Raw genomic sequence first — 19,561 nt, 5'->3', positions numbered from 1 at the left:
GCAATGCCATCAAACCAATGAGGCATTCAAATCAAACATAACTGAAACCCAAAAGAGAGCTTATTGACTGAACGCGAATAATTATAGAGGAAAATAAAACATGGTATTTGAAAGAATAAAAATAAAATCTTATTTCAGAATATTTATCCTAATTGTCAGTTCGAGCCTATTAAGTGCTTGTTTTAACACTACACCTATCAATAAAACCAACACCTATGCAGAAATACGCCGTACTAGTTTTGGTATTCCACATATCAAAGCTGAAAATTGGTTTGGATTGGGTTATGGCTATGGTTATGCTCAAGTACAAGACAATCTTTGTACTATGGCGGATTCTTTTTTGACTTACCGTGGTGAACGTTCTCTGCACTTTGGCGGGCAAGCCACACTGGTTTATGATGGAATAATCGGGAAAGTGCAGAATCTGGACTCTGACTTTTATCATCGGCATATTCTTGCTGAAGAAATGCTAAACCGCATGATCCAATCTCAATCAAAAGAAATTAAACAGCTTGTTTCAGGTTTTACTGCTGGCTATAACCAATACCTTCGCGAATTACCTCTTCATGCTAAAGCTCACCAAGCCTGCCGCAATCAGGAATGGGTCCAGCCTATTGATGAACTGGATATTTACCGACGCATGTATGCCGCTTTATTCGCCAAGGGATACAATGTGATGTTAACCAATATTGTTAACGCCCAGCCCCCCGGCATCTTACCAACAACGGATATTTCAGGATCGCCTGCGTCAACCGCTTCATTTCACCTGAATAATCTGGAAAGCAAAGGGGTCGGCAGTAACGCCTATGGATTTGGTACACAAGCCACCCGTTCGGATTCTCCCTTGTTGGTTGGCAACCCTCATTGGTATTGGTTCGGCCCGGATCTGTTCTACCAAGCGCAACTCACCATTCCCGGAGAAATCAATGTCAGTGGCGTATCGTTCTTGGGTATTCCTGTTATCCAAATTGGCTTTAACGAAAATATCGCCTGGAGCCACACTGTCTCAACCGCATCCCGCATGGGGTTTTACGAACTGAGTTTAGCGCCTGATGATCCATTGAGTTACCTCCGGGATGGCAAGAAAGTCAAAATGGAAGCCAATACAATTACTGTCCAAGTTAAGCAAGACGCCGGCTCTGTGGTTCCCGTTACCCGGACGTTGTATAAATCTGAATATGGGCCTCTGGTAAATCTTTCGCCATTACAGTGGGATACAAAAAAAGCATTTGCAGTCCGCGATATCAACCAAGAAAACTTTCGTGCGTTTCGAAACTGGTTACGATTCAATCAAGCCCGTTCTCTTGAAGAGTTCATCACTATCCAGAAACAAGAATCAGCCATGCCTTGGGTAAATACCATCGCCATTGGTCGTGGCAGCAATGAAGCTTGGTATGCAGATATGGGGCCTGTTCCTAACGTTTCCCCTGAACAAACAAAAAGTTGTACCATGACCTCCCGCCAAGTGCTGGCGGCTCAATTAACACCGGATATCCCATTTTTTGATGGTTCACGCAGTGAATGTGACTGGCAAAACGACCCCGATTCCGTTCAAAATGGCGCCGTAGGCTCATCCCGCATGCCCAATTTACTGCGCGCCGATTACGTTGCCAATATGAATGACAGTTATTGGCTCACCAACCCTCAATCCCCCTTGACGGGTTACCCTGCGGCCTTTGGTTCTGCAGGCAGTAAACCCATCAGTATGCGTACTCGTCTGGGTCACATCATGGTGCAAGAACGTTTGCAAGGTCATGATCGATATTCAGAGAACGCTATCAATAATGAAACCATGCAGGAAATGGTCTTGAACAGCCGTGCCCTGACTGCTGAATTGTTCAAATCCGAATTGTTGGAAAAAGCCTGCCATTCGCCGCTGGTTGATGTACAGCGTGATGTTCTAAATGATACGACCTTCCCTTCACCACAGCGCGTTGATGTTACCGAAGCCTGTCATATATTAAAGGATTGGGATAATAGCGGTAATATTTCCGCGCGGGGAGCCCATATTTGGGATGGGATTTGGAATCGGCTGCAAGGTCTGCCGGAGTCTGTTTTGTTTGCCATTCCCTTTGACAAAAATGATCCTTTAAATACGCCACGTAAATTACATGCTGATAAAGAAACACTCCGACAGGCACTCGGCGCCACTGTACTAGATTTAGCACACCGTGGATTGCCTCTGAATGCACAACGGGGTGATTATGTATATTTGGTGCGCGGGGATAAACATGTTCCGTTATATGGTGGTTGTAGCAATATCGGCTATTTCACTATTGCTTGTGTAGACGCGATTGATGTGGAAAACACGGATGTGAGAAATAAATATGACTATGGCAATAGTTATACGCAACTGATTAGTTTCCCAAATAATAATGTCGAGGCTTATACCTCATTATTAACTTCACTATCGGATGATCCTGCTTCGCTACATTATAGTGATTCCACTTGGAGGTATAGTGCAAAGCAATGGCTGCGTTTGCCATTCAAGGAATCTGAAATTATCGCAGATCCAGGCTATCAATCTTTGATTCTGGCAGATTAATATTAGGTATTTATTCGTAAAAACAGCAAAGGGGTTTATCAAAAACCCCTTTATATTTGTACATGGACGTTTAATCAGATAGCCCAATTGCCCGCATAAAAGACAACTAATACGATAGCAAGAATAACCGTACCGAGATTCAACTTACGCCATTCGCCAGAAAAAATACGGCCCGCAACCAAGGCGCTGAAACCCAGCATAATTCCGGTCACAATATTGCAAGTCAGCACAATGAACACTGCGCACAGTAAGCCAGCCATCGCACTGACAAAATCATTAAAGTTGAGCTTGCGCACATTGCTCAACATCAATAGCCCGACATACATCAAGGCCGGCGCCGTTGCATAGGCAGGTACTAAATACGAAAGCGGGGACAGGAATAAAATCAACAGGAACAAAATACCAACCACAGAAGCCGTTAAACCGGTTTTCCCTCCAACCGCCGTTCCAGCGGCAGATTCAATGTAAACACCAGCCGGGGAAGAACCGATAGCCCCAGCGAAAATGCTACAGGCAGAATCCGCGGTCAACGCTTTACCGCCATTGATAATTTGCCCTCTCTTGTCCAATAAATTGGCCTGACTTGCCACTGCCTGAATGGTTCCCGTTGCATCAAATATCGCAGTCATGACCAATGCCAGCAGACTCGGTAACACCGCTGGCTGCAAGGCACCCATAATATCCATGCTGAACATCAGGGATAAACCATCTTCTCCCACAGTCGGCACTTTGAAAAACCCTTGATACTTCACGGCCGGATCAAAAATCAAACCCATAATTGAAATAGCGATAATGACCAACACAATGCCACCGGGCACTTTCCTGCGTTCAAGCCCGATGATTCCCGCCAAGCCCACTAACGTCATAATCACAGGGAAAGAATTCAACGCACCAAATGCAACGGGCAAACCTTCGTTTGGATTATTAATGACCAGCCCAACACCATTAGCGGCAATCAGCAATAGAAACAATCCAATGCCAATACCAGCCCCATGTGCTATGTCCATGGGAATATTGCGTAAAATCCATGCCCGCACGCCCGTCACTGAAATCAATGTAAATATACATCCCATCAGGAAAACCGCGCCAAGCGCGACAGGGATACTGACATGCTGCCCCAATACCAGACTGAATGCGGTAAATGTACACAATGAAAGTGCACAGCCAATAGCCATCGGCAAGTTCACCCACAATCCCATCAATAATGAGCCAAGACCCGTTACCAGACAGACAGCAATAAACACCGCGGTATGAGGAAATCCGGCCTGTCCAAGCATACCCGGCACAACAATAACGGAATAAACCATCGCCAGAAATGTGGTTAACCCAGCGAGAACTTCCTGACGTACCGTCGATCCGCGTTCAGTAATCTTAAAATACTTATCGAGTTTGCATTGAGTTGGTGCCTGCATGCCAGACATGTTTTTCCCCTGCTTTTGTTGAGTGTTGCGCTGCGAAATCTACCACAATTTTCTACTATTCTTCCTGACGAAAACGATTACGTGGCAAGTTAACAAAAAGTTGATGCTGTAAATATTGTTCCAGTCATCCATGTGCGCAATCGTTTGGCTTTTAAAACGGAATGGTGAGAAAATTTTGAAGTGGGTGATTATCCAGTGAATCTGGGATAAGAATCAAGCGATAATCGCAAATTTTATGATGCATTTTCTTATGGAAAATGAGGTTTATTTAATAGCAATCAAATGCGGTTATTGATGACCTTCCGGTACTAATACATAAACACATAGAGCAAATGGAATAATAAAAAAGGAATAACAATTAAATTTAAGCAGTTATGTGCTTATTTTTAAGAAAAATGAAGGTCAAAAAGAATATTAAAATAGACAAAATAACAAATCATTATACTGAAAAATAAATATATTCAGACATTAGTTCTTAACTAAACGACAAAACCATTATATAGATTGTTATTGAATCGATAACAATCTATCAATAAACAGCATCACTTAGGATCGTTTTTTAAAAGCTGCTTTAATCAAAAGTAAGGACATCATTGACTTCAATTTTTATGTCTAACAAGGAAATATACATGTTAACTAAAAAACAAAATAGTAGTCGCTTCTTACGAACGGTGGAATGGTTAGGAAATGCGTTACCCCATCCCGTTGTTCTTTTTGTCATTCTTATTACCATCTTATTGATCTCTTCAGCAATCGGACAATATTTTGATATTTCAGTCGTTGATCCTCGTCCAGAAAATACAAAAGGACGGGCGGCGGATGGATTAATTCATATCGTAAGTTTACTGGATGCAGAAGGTATACGCAGGATTTTATCCAATCTGGTGACTAATTTTACAAGCTTTGCACCATTGGGTACCGTACTGGTTGCTTTTCTGGGTGTTGGTATTGCAGAACGAGCCGGCCTGCTTTCCGCACTGATGCGTTTAGTCGTGATGAAAGCCCCGCGTAAACTCACAACATTAGCCATTGTATTTGCCGGTATTATGTCCAATATGGCAGCAGAATTGGGCTATGTCGTGTTAATTCCATTAGCTGCAATTATTTTCCATTCGCTGGGCCGCCACCCACTGGCAGGGCTGGCAGCCGCATTTGCTGGCGTATCGGGGGGATATTCCGCCAACTTATTATTGGGGACGATCGATCCGCTGCTTGCAGGCATCACCCAACAAGCGGCCCGGATTATTGATCCTAGCTATATCGTTGGTGCCGAAGCTAACTGGTATTTCATGTTTGCCAGTACTTTCCTGATTTCTATTCTTGGCTACTATGTCACTGAAAAAATTGTTGAGCCTCAGCTTGGCCCCTATAAAAGTGAATTGGATGAAAATGAAAGTGCACTAATGCATTCAGCAGAGGTCACGGCTCTGGAGAAAAAAGCACTCGCCGCTGCATCACTGACATTGCTTGTATTGGCTGTACTTTTATCGTTAAGTGTTGTACCCGAAAATGGTATTCTGCGAAATCAGGAAACAGGGCTGGTCAGTAATTCTCCCTTCTTGAAATCCGTTGTTATCTTTATTTTCCTCTTTTTTGCCATTCCTGGCATGGTATATGGGTTTGTCGCCAAGACAATGAAATCCAGCAAAGATGTAGTGGATGCAATGGCACAGGCCATGAGTACGTTAGGCCTGTATCTGGTTATTATTTTCTTTGCCTCTCAATTTGTGGCTTTCTTTGGCTGGACAAATATCGGTCAGATTATTGCGGTAAAAGGAGCTAATTTCCTCAATACCATCAATTTAAATGGTGGCCTGCTATTTATCAGCTTTATTCTGATTTGTGCCTTTATCAACCTGATGATTGGTTCAGCCTCTGCGCAATGGGCGGTTACTGCACCTATTTTTGTCCCTATGTTAATGCTGGCAGGCTACGCCCCGGAAACTATTCAGGCGGCCTATCGCATCGGGGATTCAGTTACCAATCTCATTACGCCAATGATGAGTTATTTCGGCCTTATCGTGGCCATTGTTGTGAAATATAAAAAAGATGCCGGGATCGGAACGCTCGTTTCCATGATGTTGCCTTATTCCCTGATATTTTTGGTGGGTTGGTCACTGTTTTTCTGCATTTGGGTCTTTATTCTGGGTTTGCCTGTCGGTCCTGGTTCACCTATTTATTACAGCCCAGCGAATTAACGGCCTACAAGCTAAAAGAATGTTTTTATGCCCTGTACGGCTTATGCCTTTTGCTTGCAAGTTGCAGCCTTATCGGCTGCATCTTGCAATTTATGGGCTATTCAATCCATGAATGATTAGCGTGATATAGCTGCCGGGCAATCTGACAAGCAGGATCTGCCATGAAGACCCCTTTTATCCCCGCCACATTTACCTCCACTGTTTTTCCCGACGATTATCGCCAAAAAACTTGAAATAGCATTCGGGTTCACGGCATTTTTCATCAGTGCATTTTTTACCAGAATATAGATACATTTTTATGCGGCCTTTATACCAAACCTTATGTAAAATCCCTCCAATTCGATTTTTGATCCGTTCATAAGGAGATAACCCATGGCAACTTATGCCCTTGTAGGTGATATCGGTGGTACCAATGCACGTCTGGCATTATGTGATGTAGATACTGGGCAACTGAGTGCTGTCGAATTCTACCCTTGTGCACAATATGCATCGCTGGAAATTGTTATCCGCCATTATCTACAGCAGACTGACGCAGAAATTAAATATGGCTGTATTGCCATTGCCTGCCCTGTCACCGATGACGTTATCAGCATGACCAACCACAGTTGGCGTTTTTCCATCAGCCAGATGAAAGCATCGTTGGGATGGGAGCGTTTTGACGTTATTAACGATTTTACCGCGGTTTCTCTTGCTACCCCGGTCTTGGGTGAAAATGATGTTATTCAAATTGGCGGAAAACAGCCTCAGCCCAAGCACCCAATTGCTGTTTATGGCGCCGGAACCGGATTAGGTGTCGCGCATCTTATTCACACAGGCAACCAGTGGCTGAGCCTGCCCGGTGAAGGTGGCCATGTAGATTTTGCACCGGACAGTGTAGAAGAAGATCATATTCTAAGCATGTTACGGGCAGAATACGGCCATGTTTCTGCCGAACGTGTTCTTTCTGGCCCCGGATTAGTCAATATTTATCGTTCCCTGATGACACTGAACAGCCAGCCAATAGAAGAAGTGACTCCCAGTGATATTTCAGATAGCGCCTTAAACGGAAATTGCCCAATCTGCAAACAAGCATTAGCACTTTTCTGTAAGGCATTAGGGCGTTTTGGCGGAAACTTGGCGCTGAATATTGGCGCATTTGGCGGTGTTTATATTGCAGGAGGAATTGTTCCCCGCTTCCTCGATTTTTTCCAAAAGTCAGAATTCCGGCAAGGTTTTGAAAACAAAGGTCGATTCACACCTTATTTGCAGGACATTCCTGTTTATTTAATTACTTATGATAAAACAGGGCTATTAGGTGCAGGGACTTATATCCGCCAATTATTGGGTAAGGCTATTGAGTAAATAAATCCATCGAATCTCTATATCTGCTCATGCTATTGTTATTATTAAAAAAACAGTAAATATTTAAGTTGTGTTTAGTATGGGCAGTATATATCACAACTTATCGACATATCATTATTTTATTGATTTAAAAGCTTAATCTTTTAGCCATACTGCTTATATCCATTTCGTTATAAGTATGTTTAAAAATATTTATCTATTGCCTTATATAATATTTATTAAGTTATTTTTAATATATGAATATTACGAGGTGATATTATGGGTGACAACAGAAACTCTAGCCAACTTAATAGTACTCAATCTGGCAGTACTGCAAGTACATCTTCAACAAATAGAGGGGCAAATAATAGTAATAGGAACAGCCATTCCGTTATAAATATACCATCGGGAAATAAAGAACCAATGCTTAATAATATAAATTATAATCCAACAAATGATGCTGTAGAATTGACATACGAAAGAATAAAAGAGATATATAAAAACACCTTTTTAGGAAGCTGAGAACTTCCAGATAAAAAGTATATAGCAATGATCGTAGATAAGATATTAGAATTAAATGAATTGGATAATGACGAAAAGATAAAAGAAATATTCAACACTAAATCATTTGGCCACAAATATATACCGGGAAATCTCTTGGAAAGGTTTTATAATTGGACTCATTTTAAAGAAGCTATATCAGGCATTGTATCACTCGCGAGTGGTGCAATATCCGCTTCATTGTTTTACTCATCAGATTTTTGCGTCTTAATTCCTAAATTTTGGGCTAAAAATAACATAAATAATACGACTTTTTCCTCTTCTTCTATTACCACTCCTTCAATCTCTAATAGTAGTAATGCTGGTTTAACAACGCCCTCTTCTATTATTAATAGTACTCTTGCTGGTTTAAAAAATACACTTTATACAACATCTTCCACTCTTAACAATACTCTTTCTGATTTGAATAGCTATACAAATAACACCAGAAGGAATAGCCCTTATTTATATGAAAGATGCAATATTCCTCTTTCAGATAGAACTGAATCTATGCCTTCTATTTCTACGACAGCGGTAATTGTTGGAGTATTTGCCTTTATAGCTCTCGTCACCGCCCTCATTTTTCTTTTTATTTCATGTTGTTACAAAAAAAATTCACTCTAGATAAACAAAAAAAATTTGAACTAGATCAAAAAATTACAGAATCACTAACCGAAATAATGGAGGAAGCAAAAGTAAAATTTATACAAGTAAATAACGCCCCCGGCAGCGTTCGATCTTATCCAAAACTTGCTATAAGCCCTACTCCAAATGGAACAGATTTCATAATACCTAATTCTAGTGAAAAAGAAAATATTATAAACATTTGCAACAATTATTTTCAGGAACTTTGTAAGGATATAAAGTCTAAATCATCCAGTTGGAAATGCAATATCATGTAAAAATATATTTTTTATAATTTCAAAAAAAAAAAAAAATACTGTTGTGATTTATTTTAAACGGCAGGTTAACTGTTTAATTGAAAAGATTAATAGTAAACAACCTTGGATTCACCTATTCAATCTGCATTTAGAGTAAAAAAAGACAGTATATTTTTAAATTTCAAAAAAATATTATAACAGGATGTGACACTTATTTTTCTTTGTATCGGGTTATTTCACATAAAAAATAATTCTGTATAAATCAGAACCACCCGCATAGCGGGTGGTTTTATGTTTAAGAAGCTGACGCTACTTAAATTGGCTAAAGCCATATTAATATGCCCCGAAAAACGGGAATTAGGATAGATCCGGAGACAATTCTCTGAAACAATTGCGCCAAATAAATCTTAGCACGGTTATGATCACCTAAGCATAAAAACATTAAAATACATAATATTTATAATCAATGATCTATACGCAATTAACTTGAAGATGCCGATTTTAGGATCGGGAAATTATCAGTTAGCCGGGTAATGAGTTCATGTGATTTTTATGGCAACGTGACACGAAAAAAATGACGGAGTGTTTCACGGAATGTTTTTGCATCCGGGAAATATACGCAATGGATTTCAAGTTGCATCGCGGCGGCAAGGGAATGAATCCCCGGGAGCATAGATAACTATGTGACCGGGGTGAATGAGTGCAGCCAACAAAGAGGCAACTTGAAAGACGAAGGGTATATAATATGTTACGGGGGAGAAATGAAAAAGGAGGTTTCAAATTCAGCTTTAATAAAAAGTAAAGCTGAGGGAGGTTTGTTGTTCTTATTCAGGCCATGTAAATCGCTTTTTTAGTGGGAAAATTTTTACTCAACACATTGAGCGGTATAATTTCAATCTGTGCATTCATATCAAACGATGGGTAATAAAAACAATTCTTCACATCTGAAATAAAAAACCTCCGATAAATCGGAGGCTGATAGCTAATTTATTGACAATTAAGCCTGAGGTAAGCTTTAGAATGGAATATCGTCATCGAAATCCATTGGGGGTTCATTGCCTTGTGTTGCAGAAGACTGTGGCGCAGGAGACTGTGCCGGACGGGATGGTGCGCCGCCGCCGCTGAATTGCTGGGATGCTTGTGGCTGCTGTGGTTGTCCCCAACCGCCTTGTGCTGGTGCATCTTGCCCTGCTGCACCGCCACGGCCACCCAGCATCTGCATGGTGCCGCCAACGTTGACCACGATTTCAGTGGTGTAACGGTCTTGGCCGCTCTGATCTTGCCACTTGCGGGTCTGCAAAGCACCTTCGATATAAACCTGAGAACCTTTGCGCAGGTATTCACCCGCAACTTCAGCCAATTTGCCGAACAATACGACACGGTGCCACTCGGTTTTCTCTCTCATCTCACCGGTTTGCTTATCACGCCAGCTCTCAGACGTTGCCAGAGTAATGTTGGCAACTGCCCCACCGTTCGGCATATAGCGAACTTCCGGGTCCTGCCCCAAATTACCCACTAAAATAACTTTGTTTACGCCTCTGCTGGCCATTGAGAATACTCCTGATGAAATGAATTTTGCTAAAAAATGAACTTCTCTAATTATAAGCGAAGTAGTTTACCATGCGAGGACTAAGTTTAAACATAAACCCGTTATATTATACTTTGCGAAGTGCATCGTACTTTCTATCGCATTTTATGCTGCTATTCTCTATCTACTACTATCTACCATTGTGATGATGACAGCATAATGCTTGATTAAATACTGTATATCCATTCAGCAATGTTTGTGCAATAATAACGCGTTTACGAGTTTTGCTCTATCAATAATCTGGGAAGTGGTATATGGATAACATCGAAGTTCGGGGCGCCCGCACCCATAATCTCAAGAATATCAATTTAGTAATTCCCCGTGACAAGCTGATTGTCATTACCGGCCTGTCCGGTTCCGGTAAGTCATCCTTGGCGTTCGATACACTTTATGCAGAAGGGCAACGTCGTTATGTCGAATCACTCTCTGCGTATGCCCGCCAGTTTTTGTCACTGATGGAAAAACCGGATGTCGACCATATTGAAGGTCTGTCTCCCGCCATTTCCATTGAGCAAAAATCCACTTCCCATAACCCGCGCTCCACCGTCGGGACAATTACTGAGATCCATGATTATCTCCGCCTGTTGTTTGCCCGTGTGGGAGAACCACGTTGCCCTGAGCACGATATCCCGCTGGCTGCGCAAACCGTCAGCCAAATGGTGGATAATGTATTGGTACTGCCAGAAGGCCAAAGGCTGATGCTACTGGCTCCGGTGGTCAAAGAGCGCAAAGGCGAGCATACCAAGTTGCTGGATAATCTGGCCGCACAAGGCTATATCCGAGCGCGAATTGATGGCGAAGTATGCGATCTGTCCGACCCCCCGAAGCTCGAACTACAGAAAAAACACACTATTGAAGTGATTGTTGATCGTTTCAAAGTACGCGCTGATCTTGCCCAGCGGCTGGCTGAATCATTTGAAACCGCATTGGAGCTTTCTGGCGGTACTGCCGTCATTGCCAATATGGACGATACTCAGGCTGAAGAGTTGGTTTTCTCCGCCAATTTTGCCTGTTCAGTTTGTGGTTATAGTATGAGTGAGCTGGAACCACGCCTATTTTCTTTCAACAATCCCGCAGGTGCCTGCCCAACTTGCGATGGCTTGGGCGTTCAACAATTTTTTGATCCAGAGCGTATTGTCCAGAATGGTGATATTTCCCTTGCCGGCGGGGCAATTCGTGGCTGGGATCGCCGTAATTTCTACTACTTTCAGATGTTGAGATCACTGGCTGAGCACTACAAGTTCGATATAGAAACCCCATTCAATGAGTTAAGCCCTGCCATCAAAAAAGCCGTTTTGTACGGCTCAGGCAAAGAATCCGTTGAATTCAAATATACCAATGATCGTGGTGATGTAACGGTAAAAAATCACCCGTTTGAAGGTGTCCTGCACAATATGGAACGTCGCTATAAAGAGACGGAATCCACCGCAGTGCGGGAAGAATTGTCAAAATATATCAGCAATCGCTCCTGTATTTCTTGTGATGGAACCCGATTGCGCAAAGAAGCGCGTTACGTGTTTATTGAAAATACAACCCTGCCGCAGATTTCCGATTTCAGTATCGGTCATGCGATGGCGTTTTTCCAAAATATGAAACTTAGCGGACAACGCGCCAAAATTGCCGAAAAAGTCCTGAAAGAGATTAGCGATCGCCTGAAATTCCTGGTTAACGTCGGCTTGAATTACCTGACACTTTCCCGTTCAGCAGAAACCCTTTCAGGTGGTGAAGCCCAACGCATCCGTCTGGCCAGCCAGATTGGTGCGGGTCTTGTCGGTGTAATGTATGTGCTGGATGAACCTTCAATTGGCCTTCATCAACGCGATAATGAACGTTTGCTGGAAACATTGCTGCATCTGCGCAATTTAGGCAATACCGTTATTGTGGTCGAACATGATGAAGATGCCATTCGTGCGGCTGACCATATTATTGATATCGGGCCTGGGGCGGGTGTACATGGTGGTGAAATCGTTGCCGAAGGGGCTCTTACCGATATCATTAATAGTGAAAAATCGCTCACAGGGAAATTTTTGAGTGGTGAATGCAAAATTGAAATCCCTGAACAACGGATACCGGCCAATCCAGAAAAAATGCTGAAGCTGATTGGGGCGAAAGGAAACAACCTGAAAAAGGTAACATTAAAGCTGCCTGTCGGTCTGTTCACCTGTATCACCGGGGTTTCCGGCTCAGGTAAATCCACGTTGATCAACGATACATTATTCCCTATCGCGCAACGTCAGCTAAATGGCGCGACAAATATTAATCCCGCGCCTTATATCGATATCCAAGGGCTGGAGCACTTTGACAAAGTCATTGATATTGACCAAAGCCCCATAGGCCGAACCCCCCGTTCTAACCCTGCCACTTATACAGGCGTGTTTACCCCTGTAAGGGAATTATTTTCAGGCGTGCCTGAATCACGCGCCCGTGGCTACACACCGGGCCGTTTCAGTTTCAACGTCAAAGGCGGGCGCTGCGAAGCGTGTCAGGGTGATGGCGTAATCAAAGTTGAAATGCATTTTCTGCCTGACGTATATGTGCCTTGCGATCAATGTAAAGGTAAGCGTTATAACCGTGAAACACTGGAAATCAAATATAAGGGCAAGAATATTAATGAAGTGCTGAATATGACCATCGAAGAAGCCCGTGAGTTCTTTGATGCCGTGCCAGCTCTTTCCCGTAAGCTACAAACGCTGATTGATGTTGGCCTTTCTTACATCCGTCTTGGTCAATCCGCAACGACACTTTCGGGTGGTGAAGCCCAGAGGGTAAAACTGGCGCGGGAATTATCTAAACGAGGTACAGGCCAGACACTGTATATTCTTGATGAACCCACAACCGGCTTACATTTCGCGGATATACAACAGTTACTGTCAGTTTTGCATCAACTTCGGGATCAGGGAAATACCATTGTTGTCATTGAGCATAACCTGGATGTGATCAAAACGGCTGACTGGATTGTCGATCTCGGCCCTGAAGGTGGTAGCGGCGGTGGAGAAATATTGATATCAGGAACGCCAGAAGAAGTTGCTCAATGTGATAAATCACACACTGCTCGTTTCTTGAAGTCAATACTTGAACGCAATTAGTTTACTTTAGTTACTAAATTAGCCTACTATCCCCCATAGTTTCCTCATAATGAAGGGTAACTGTGGGGAAATTATTCAGGATGGCTTTCACCATTTGTTAACCAAATACTGTTCAAAATTCATTTCCACTCATACTGAAAAGTTTTTTTTAATCAATTCAAGTTAGTTACCCCGTCCTGAATCAGCATCGTATTGTTGGACTATAGTATTGTTGGACTATAGTATTGTTGGACTAATATTAATTACTGATCACATTTTTCAGTCATTAATGCCATAATGGCATAACATATGCTTTAAGTTTATAACGGAGATTGAATATGTATATGTTTTTACCATTCCTAATCGCTTTGGTTATCATTGCCACAGTTATTATGGGCAAGAAAAAGCTGACATACACACTTTGGTTTGCTTTGTTCATTATCACGATATTTTGGTTTAAATATCATGCCACTGATGCCTTAAACCTTTCTTTCTAATCGGAGGCCATAATGAATAATACACTGTCAGCACAACGCAATACTAACCTCGCTACCACCTTAAACATTCTGGGTTTGTTTGGTATAAGTGTTATCTTAATCGTCGCATTTTATTATCAGTTAGCTCGTTTTGAACTTCCCTGCCCATTGTGCTTATTGCAACGCGCAGGAATAATTATGATTGGCTTTGGTTTTTTGTTTAATATTTATTTTGGTGTAAAAAACGCCCATTACAGCCTTTCCATTTTGGGTTGTATTGTGACCGGTTTTGTTGCCATGCGTCAGGTTTCTCTTCATATCCTGCCGGGAGATACAGGATATGGTTCAACTTTCTTCGGGTTGCATTTTTATACTTGGGCTGCAATTCTGTCTATTCTGACTATTATCGCCATCGCGATTATTATGCCATTAAAAGCTGGCAATACAGATTCAGCGAAATATACACCACCCGCATTAGGCAAAATTGCCATGGGTCTGTTCGCACTACTGATTGCAGCCAATCTGGTTTCTACCATTCTGGAATGTGGTAGCGGGCAATGCGATGATAACCCAACATTTTATCAGCTATTGAATAAATAACGTATTGTCTTCTTCTAAAGACTAAAAGAAGTCAAAGTTAAAGAAAGTAAAATAAAGGCAGGAAGGCTGAATTTTCAGTAGCCTTCCACTTTTAATCAATATCTATAGAAATCAAATTAACATCCATCGAAATCGACACAACAATTAACGGCTAACTATCAATCCAACATCCCTTTATGCCAGCATTCTTCAAAGCCGTAGCTCTCTTCTCACCAAATCTCTCAGTTTACATTTTGACATCATACCAACTGTATATACCCGTCGTACTTCAAGGTGCATGTATCATCATCCCGCGACGCGGGATGATGATACGTTGCTTCCTGAAACTTGGAGTTAATAGGGTATAGACGTAATAAAAATCGCATAGGAAAAACAGTATAAAAAAATTATTTTAATTTCATTCTTAATGCGATCATTTTTAATACAGAAATTTGACCGTGTTTTATAGAATTCATTTAATAACAAAAGTTATTATTTAATAATTGGTGTAAAATAAAATTAAAAAATAACCATATTGACAATCTAAATTCAAATATTGATCGAAATACACTCATATCCTGCAATATATTATGGGAGAATTGTAATATGTATCATACAAGGGTAGTCGTTTTATTAAAAAATATAAAACCTATAATATTATCTAACAGAACAGGCATTACCACCAAGTAATCCTGTTTTAAAATAAATATATAAAAAACAAAATTGATTAGATTAAAAACGTAATCTATACCAAATGGATATATTACATTTTTTCGTTTCAATTCATTTTTTATATTTCACAGCATTACTCATCTTCATAAATACGTGAACTTCCAGCAATGGAAATATTGAGTATTCAGGTGACAATGCACCATATTATTTAATCAAATTCTTTTTGTTTTCGAATAAAAAGAACCCTTTTCAGTATATATAAACATTAAGGAAGTAATTATGATCAAGGCAGATAAATATCAGCCAGTTGGAGATAAAAACGTCGGCTATCCACAAATTTGTATTCGAACCAATCGAACGGCTGAACGTACGAATATGAAGCCAATCATCGAAAAAGCCATGGCAATTGGAAAACAGTATCCTTGGAGTGAAAAAGACACCATTATCAAAGAAGTGTTCAAAGCATTGGGAAATGACTTTGGTGGCGGTAGTTTTGGCCATGCATGGATTATTTATTTCAATAGCCCTGAAGAAGGTGATCATACATCATATGCTTTCCATGCAGGTTATGGATTCGTAAAAAATTCAGAACATAGCAACGATACGCCAAAGAGAAAATTTAACCTTCAACGCTGTGTAAAAGTAGATGAAAAAACGATAACTCCTGAACTAATCGAATCGAAAATTATTCCTAAATTAATCGACGAGAGTAACCTTTTGTCACGACTGATGAATCTTACCTCTGAAGACCTGAAAAATGGTGTATACACGCCTGTAACAAATTGCTCATGGTTTGCAGGAAAGTTATGGAACCAGATCATGGAACTGACGTACGAGCAATCACTGGAAGATGAAATCGATATTGATGAGATCGCAGATAAGATGAATCTTCCATTTTTGAAGGCAATTAAAGGAATCGGCGATCCAGGAATGCTTGCCGAGAACATTGAAAAAGGATTGCGTCTCTAACGTCAAAAAAATTTTTTAGGCGCCAATAGAAAAAGACGTACAAAAAACGCCCTGACAATAACGTCAAGGGCGTTTTTTGTTTTAGATGTATTAAGTTGGCGCATCAATTACTCTGTGTCCGACATTTCTTCATACGTTTGTGAAATGATTTCCCACTAAGGCGAAATTTAAACCATAAAGGTTATCCCCAACGTTCTGTTCACTGGTCCAGTTCGGCAATTGCCAGTTTAGCGACTTCTAAGGCAATGGTTACTGTCTCATTGCTTTCGAGTGACCATGTTGTTGATAGTCCACACCATGCGATGATCCACTTCAGAAGGCGCACTCTGTCCAGTCCAGCAATCTCAGTGACGATCTTCAGTCGTTGTTTAAATATATCCGGCACAGTAGCAACCCGGGGCAATGGATTAACAAGATCCGGATTGGTGAAAATATTGGCAAAATCGAAACCTCGTTCACCTTTTAACCCTTTTGGATCAATTGCCAGCCAACCTGATGCCCCAAAATCAAGAACATTTTCATGATGTAAGTCGCCATGTAATGCAACCACATCATGTGAAGTCGATAGCAGTTCTTCTGATATTTCAGCGCTACGAGTCAGGATATCCCCATACTTACGGGCAGCTGGCTTTAAGGGGTAAAACCACTCATGGAGAGGAGTAAGCTGTGGTAAAGGCCGTTCTCGGGCTGTATGAAGCAAATTTGCTGTAAGACACATAATACGACAAGCCTCAGCATCCTGACCTTCGCGGGACATCGTAGACAGTGATGCTGAACCTGTTGCACGTGCGAGCAGAATTGCTTCATTTTCATGGGCAATTGTATGAGCTGCTCCATTTCCTTCCCACCACGCCATAAGCGCATTGCCGGCTTGTTCATCCGCGTCACCTGTAATTTTGAGCATAGCTTTTATACCCCCTGTCTCTGTTGTAACCGGGAGAAGCTGTGACGTATGGGTGATAAGCGGAGTACCATCTGGAATGAGCTTCCAGCGATTTAACCAGGGCTTGAACTCGCATTTGTCCATAATATTTTTCTTTATTTCATTATCGATAAAGGGCTGAATGCAGCATACCTGCGAGCGGCTCTCACCCGTAACTTCAGCTGTTTCCTGAATACTCAGTTTTATGCTTGCCGATAGTGCTGCATTTTCTAATGCCAATCATGAACGGACTGTTTGCCCAATAATTACCAAGCGCATATACCCTATTAACTCCAAGTTTCAGGAAGCAACGTATTATCATCCCGCGTCGCGGGATGATAATACGTGCGCCTTGAAGTACGACGCGTATATCTCAATTCAATATGTCAGCATGGCCGAATCAATAAAATAGCAAACTTCATGTGCTTCTTCCGGTGCCGGGACTTCCAATTTAGTAAGCATCCTATCCAGCACCTTATCTGGCACAACATATTGCCGGTTACGGTTCTGCTGTCGCCAGCGCGAGTAATCTTGCTCAATGTAAACTACTCTGACTTTGGCGTTATAACTTACAAATAACGAGATCAACTGCTGCCGCATTTGTGTTGTTAAATTAGTCGCATTCCAAATGAAGTCTTGCCTGATACGCAATTTTTCTCTGGCTAGCTGTTTTGCCTGCTGTACCACCCAGCCATTTGCATTTTTATCTTCCGGACTAATTTTATGTTCTCGACGGAGAGCGTCCAAACTTATGACCGATTTTCCCTGACCGTATTGCTGGATAAAATGATCTTTACCCATCCCTGGTAATCCGCACAATAAAATTACCTGACTACCATAATCATCATAAGGCTGATAAGCAGGTTGTTCGCTATCGGTAGAAAAGTAATGGAAGCGCGCTTCTCCGGAAGGGAATTTTTTGGGTTCACGCCAACATCCCTGTTCACGACAATAAAGTTCAAACAGTTCAATGCGACCCAGTAGTTCTTCAGCGTCATGGCATGTACGCCCCAATACATCAGCTTTTGCCAATAAAGCCAGCAAATGCATGTCAACACGCAATGATGCAGCCAATAACGCTTTTTGTGGGCTAGGCTTTTCCATTAACCACAATGGCAATCCATGAAAACGTACAAGTGCAGCAATTTTTTCCCGGATTGCAAACGGTGTCGGTACCTGTTGGAACAAGATTTGCCGGGTCGATAGCTCCCCTTTACGGGCATGCCCTGGTGAAATAATCCGTCCATCCCAATCTACCCGCGTTGTGCTACGTTTTTCTACATCATGTAATAATGCTGCTGTCCAAAGAATTTCCTGCTCTTCCGCTGTTAGCAATGAGTATTCCGGCAATTGCTCCAAAGCTGCCAGTACCATCTGAGTATGAACAGCAACATCTCCTTCAGCATGATGTATTGGATCTTGTTGAACCTCATTCATATCAGCAACAAAAGAGAAAGCTGAAGATAAATAATCCCATGATTTATTATGGCAGAAGCTCCAAGTCATTCCCTTTCTCCTTTTTCTCCAGATTTTTTCAGATCATCGGTTCTCTTCAAATCAGAAAGAGTTTCAAAATAAAGAGGAGCTCTTTGCCAATGACGCTTCCAATGAATATCTGTTTTGACATGATTTTTTCGTACATATTTAAATACATGATGTGGAAAATCAGCCACCAAATATTCTCCTGCATCTCGGCTAACTATGCCCTCCATCGAACAAGGCTGATTTGCCTGAGTGTCCCATGAAGAAAAATAACTTTCCTGCTTGGCAGTTTTAACAATATTTTGGCTAAATTCGAATTCGTTCTGCGTTTCGGGAATACTGATTTCTGGTACTGTCGGAAAATCAAATAATGCAGCATAAAATTTGACTTCATCCCAACTGAGCCAACTATCTTTAACACGTATAGCAAAGACGAAAAAATATTCTTCTAAATGGCGATATTCGATGGAGTGAATAGCATAAAGATTCTCACCGAAAATCTCGATATCCCCTAGATCACCCTTGAGCAATTGCCAACGTTGGCGGATTTGCTGAGTCCATGCGGATTGTGTTGGCGCAGCATGAGAGCGGGCAAATACGCCATAGCGATTTAAACAATTATTTTCACCATCCAATTTTTCCGTGTGAATAATTTGCTTAATTTTTTGTATGTCTTGCCACCAGTGATGATTAATACGATCGTCACTGGTTGTTCCTGGCGAGAACGGGTAATGAAATGTTCTACCATACTTTCTTGATTGCATATCCATAATACTTTAACTCTTTTAAGAATTATCCCAATAAAAGCGCCATAACGCTTTTACAGATTAATGTTCATCGTCATATTTGATGAAAGAGTTCAAGAGTTGGTATTACATTTTCTTTATTTCCATTTTTTAATTT

The 19,561-nt window shown here is 41.4% G+C and carries 15 protein-coding genes; 10 read left to right on the top strand and 5 right to left on the bottom strand.

The genetic code is table 11. The annotated features are described in order from the left end of the window. Window positions 1-100: 100 nt before the first annotated feature. Window positions 101-2,545 carry a penicillin acylase family protein gene (locus BM100_RS17225; RefSeq protein WP_092513186.1) on the top strand — a complete coding sequence of 815 codons (2,445 nt, stop codon included), beginning with the start codon at window positions 101-103 and terminating at the stop codon, window positions 2,543-2,545. Between the two features lie 74 nt (window positions 2,546-2,619). On the opposite strand, the gene BM100_RS17220 is transcribed toward BM100_RS17225, so the two are convergent. Then, window positions 2,620-3,966, bottom strand: a complete 1,347-nt coding sequence (locus tag BM100_RS17220) for an NCS2 family permease (protein ID WP_092513184.1) — start codon at window positions 3,964-3,966, stop codon at window positions 2,620-2,622. A gap of 629 nt (window positions 3,967-4,595) precedes the next feature. Here BM100_RS17220 and BM100_RS17215 point away from each other — a divergent pair. The 5 genes from BM100_RS17215 to BM100_RS24095 all read left to right on the top strand — a co-directional run bounded on the left by BM100_RS17215 (window position 4,596) and on the right by BM100_RS24095 (window position 9,853). Then, complete coding sequence (locus BM100_RS17215; RefSeq protein ID WP_092513182.1) at window positions 4,596-6,164, top strand: AbgT family transporter; 1,569 nt, start codon at window positions 4,596-4,598, stop codon at window positions 6,162-6,164. 372 nt (window positions 6,165-6,536) lie between these two features. Beyond that, window positions 6,537-7,505, top strand: coding sequence for a glucokinase (gene glk, locus BM100_RS17210; RefSeq protein WP_092513180.1), 969 nt, complete (start codon window positions 6,537-6,539; stop codon window positions 7,503-7,505). A gap of 258 nt (window positions 7,506-7,763) precedes the next feature. Further along, window positions 7,764-8,006, top strand: coding sequence for a hypothetical protein (locus BM100_RS22695; RefSeq protein ID WP_139216987.1), 243 nt, complete (start codon window positions 7,764-7,766; stop codon window positions 8,004-8,006). 27 nt (window positions 8,007-8,033) lie between these two features. After that, window positions 8,034-8,648: a hypothetical protein gene (locus tag BM100_RS22690; RefSeq protein WP_139216986.1), complete on the top strand. Its 615-nt coding sequence runs from the start codon at window positions 8,034-8,036 to the stop codon at window positions 8,646-8,648. 1,061 nt (window positions 8,649-9,709) lie between these two features. After that, entirely contained in the window at window positions 9,710-9,853 is a 144-nt protein-coding gene (locus tag BM100_RS24095; protein WP_139216989.1) for an IS1 family transposase, read from the top strand. A 67-nt stretch (window positions 9,854-9,920) separates the two neighbouring features. Here the strand turns inward: BM100_RS24095 and BM100_RS17200 are convergent, their stop codons facing one another. Next, window positions 9,921-10,454, bottom strand: coding sequence for a single-stranded DNA-binding protein (locus BM100_RS17200; RefSeq protein ID WP_092513176.1), 534 nt, complete (start codon window positions 10,452-10,454; stop codon window positions 9,921-9,923). A gap of 293 nt (window positions 10,455-10,747) precedes the next feature. Here BM100_RS17200 and uvrA point away from each other — a divergent pair, with 293 nt between their 5' ends. The 4 genes from uvrA to BM100_RS17185 all read left to right on the top strand — a co-directional run bounded on the left by uvrA (window position 10,748) and on the right by BM100_RS17185 (window position 16,254). Then, window positions 10,748-13,579, top strand: coding sequence for an excinuclease ABC subunit UvrA (gene uvrA, locus BM100_RS17195; protein ID WP_092513174.1), 2,832 nt, complete (start codon window positions 10,748-10,750; stop codon window positions 13,577-13,579). A gap of 317 nt (window positions 13,580-13,896) precedes the next feature. Further along, on the top strand, window positions 13,897-14,055 hold the full coding sequence (locus BM100_RS23655) for a DUF5993 family protein (RefSeq protein WP_244590685.1): 159 nt from the start codon (window positions 13,897-13,899) through the stop codon (window positions 14,053-14,055). A 12-nt stretch (window positions 14,056-14,067) separates the two neighbouring features. Beyond that, window positions 14,068-14,634 carry a disulfide bond formation protein B gene (locus BM100_RS17190; protein ID WP_092513172.1) on the top strand — a complete coding sequence of 189 codons (567 nt, stop codon included), beginning with the start codon at window positions 14,068-14,070 and terminating at the stop codon, window positions 14,632-14,634. Window positions 14,635-15,564: 930 nt separating this feature from the next. Beyond that, entirely contained in the window at window positions 15,565-16,254 is a 690-nt protein-coding gene (locus BM100_RS17185; protein WP_092513170.1) for a hypothetical protein, read from the top strand. Between the two features lie 199 nt (window positions 16,255-16,453). Here the strand turns inward: BM100_RS17185 and BM100_RS17180 are convergent, their stop codons facing one another. From BM100_RS17180 to BM100_RS17170, 3 genes are all read right to left on the bottom strand, one after another. Then, on the bottom strand, window positions 16,454-17,281 hold the full coding sequence (locus BM100_RS17180) for an aminoglycoside phosphotransferase family protein (protein WP_092513234.1): 828 nt from the start codon (window positions 17,279-17,281) through the stop codon (window positions 16,454-16,456). Window positions 17,282-17,554: 273 nt separating this feature from the next. Further along, window positions 17,555-18,682 carry an AAA family ATPase gene (locus BM100_RS17175; protein ID WP_092513168.1) on the bottom strand — a complete coding sequence of 376 codons (1,128 nt, stop codon included), beginning with the start codon at window positions 18,680-18,682 and terminating at the stop codon, window positions 17,555-17,557. Continuing rightward, window positions 18,679-19,428, bottom strand: coding sequence for an RNA ligase family protein (locus BM100_RS17170; protein WP_092513166.1), 750 nt, complete (start codon window positions 19,426-19,428; stop codon window positions 18,679-18,681). Before BM100_RS17170 ends, BM100_RS17175 begins: the two co-directional genes overlap by 4 nt. Between the last annotated feature and the right edge of the window lie 133 nt (window positions 19,429-19,561).

Source organism: Xenorhabdus mauleonii (assembly GCF_900113945.1).
Taxonomy (GTDB): domain Bacteria; phylum Pseudomonadota; class Gammaproteobacteria; order Enterobacterales; family Enterobacteriaceae; genus Xenorhabdus; species Xenorhabdus mauleonii.
This window is presented reverse-complemented; position numbering and strand designations above follow the sequence as displayed.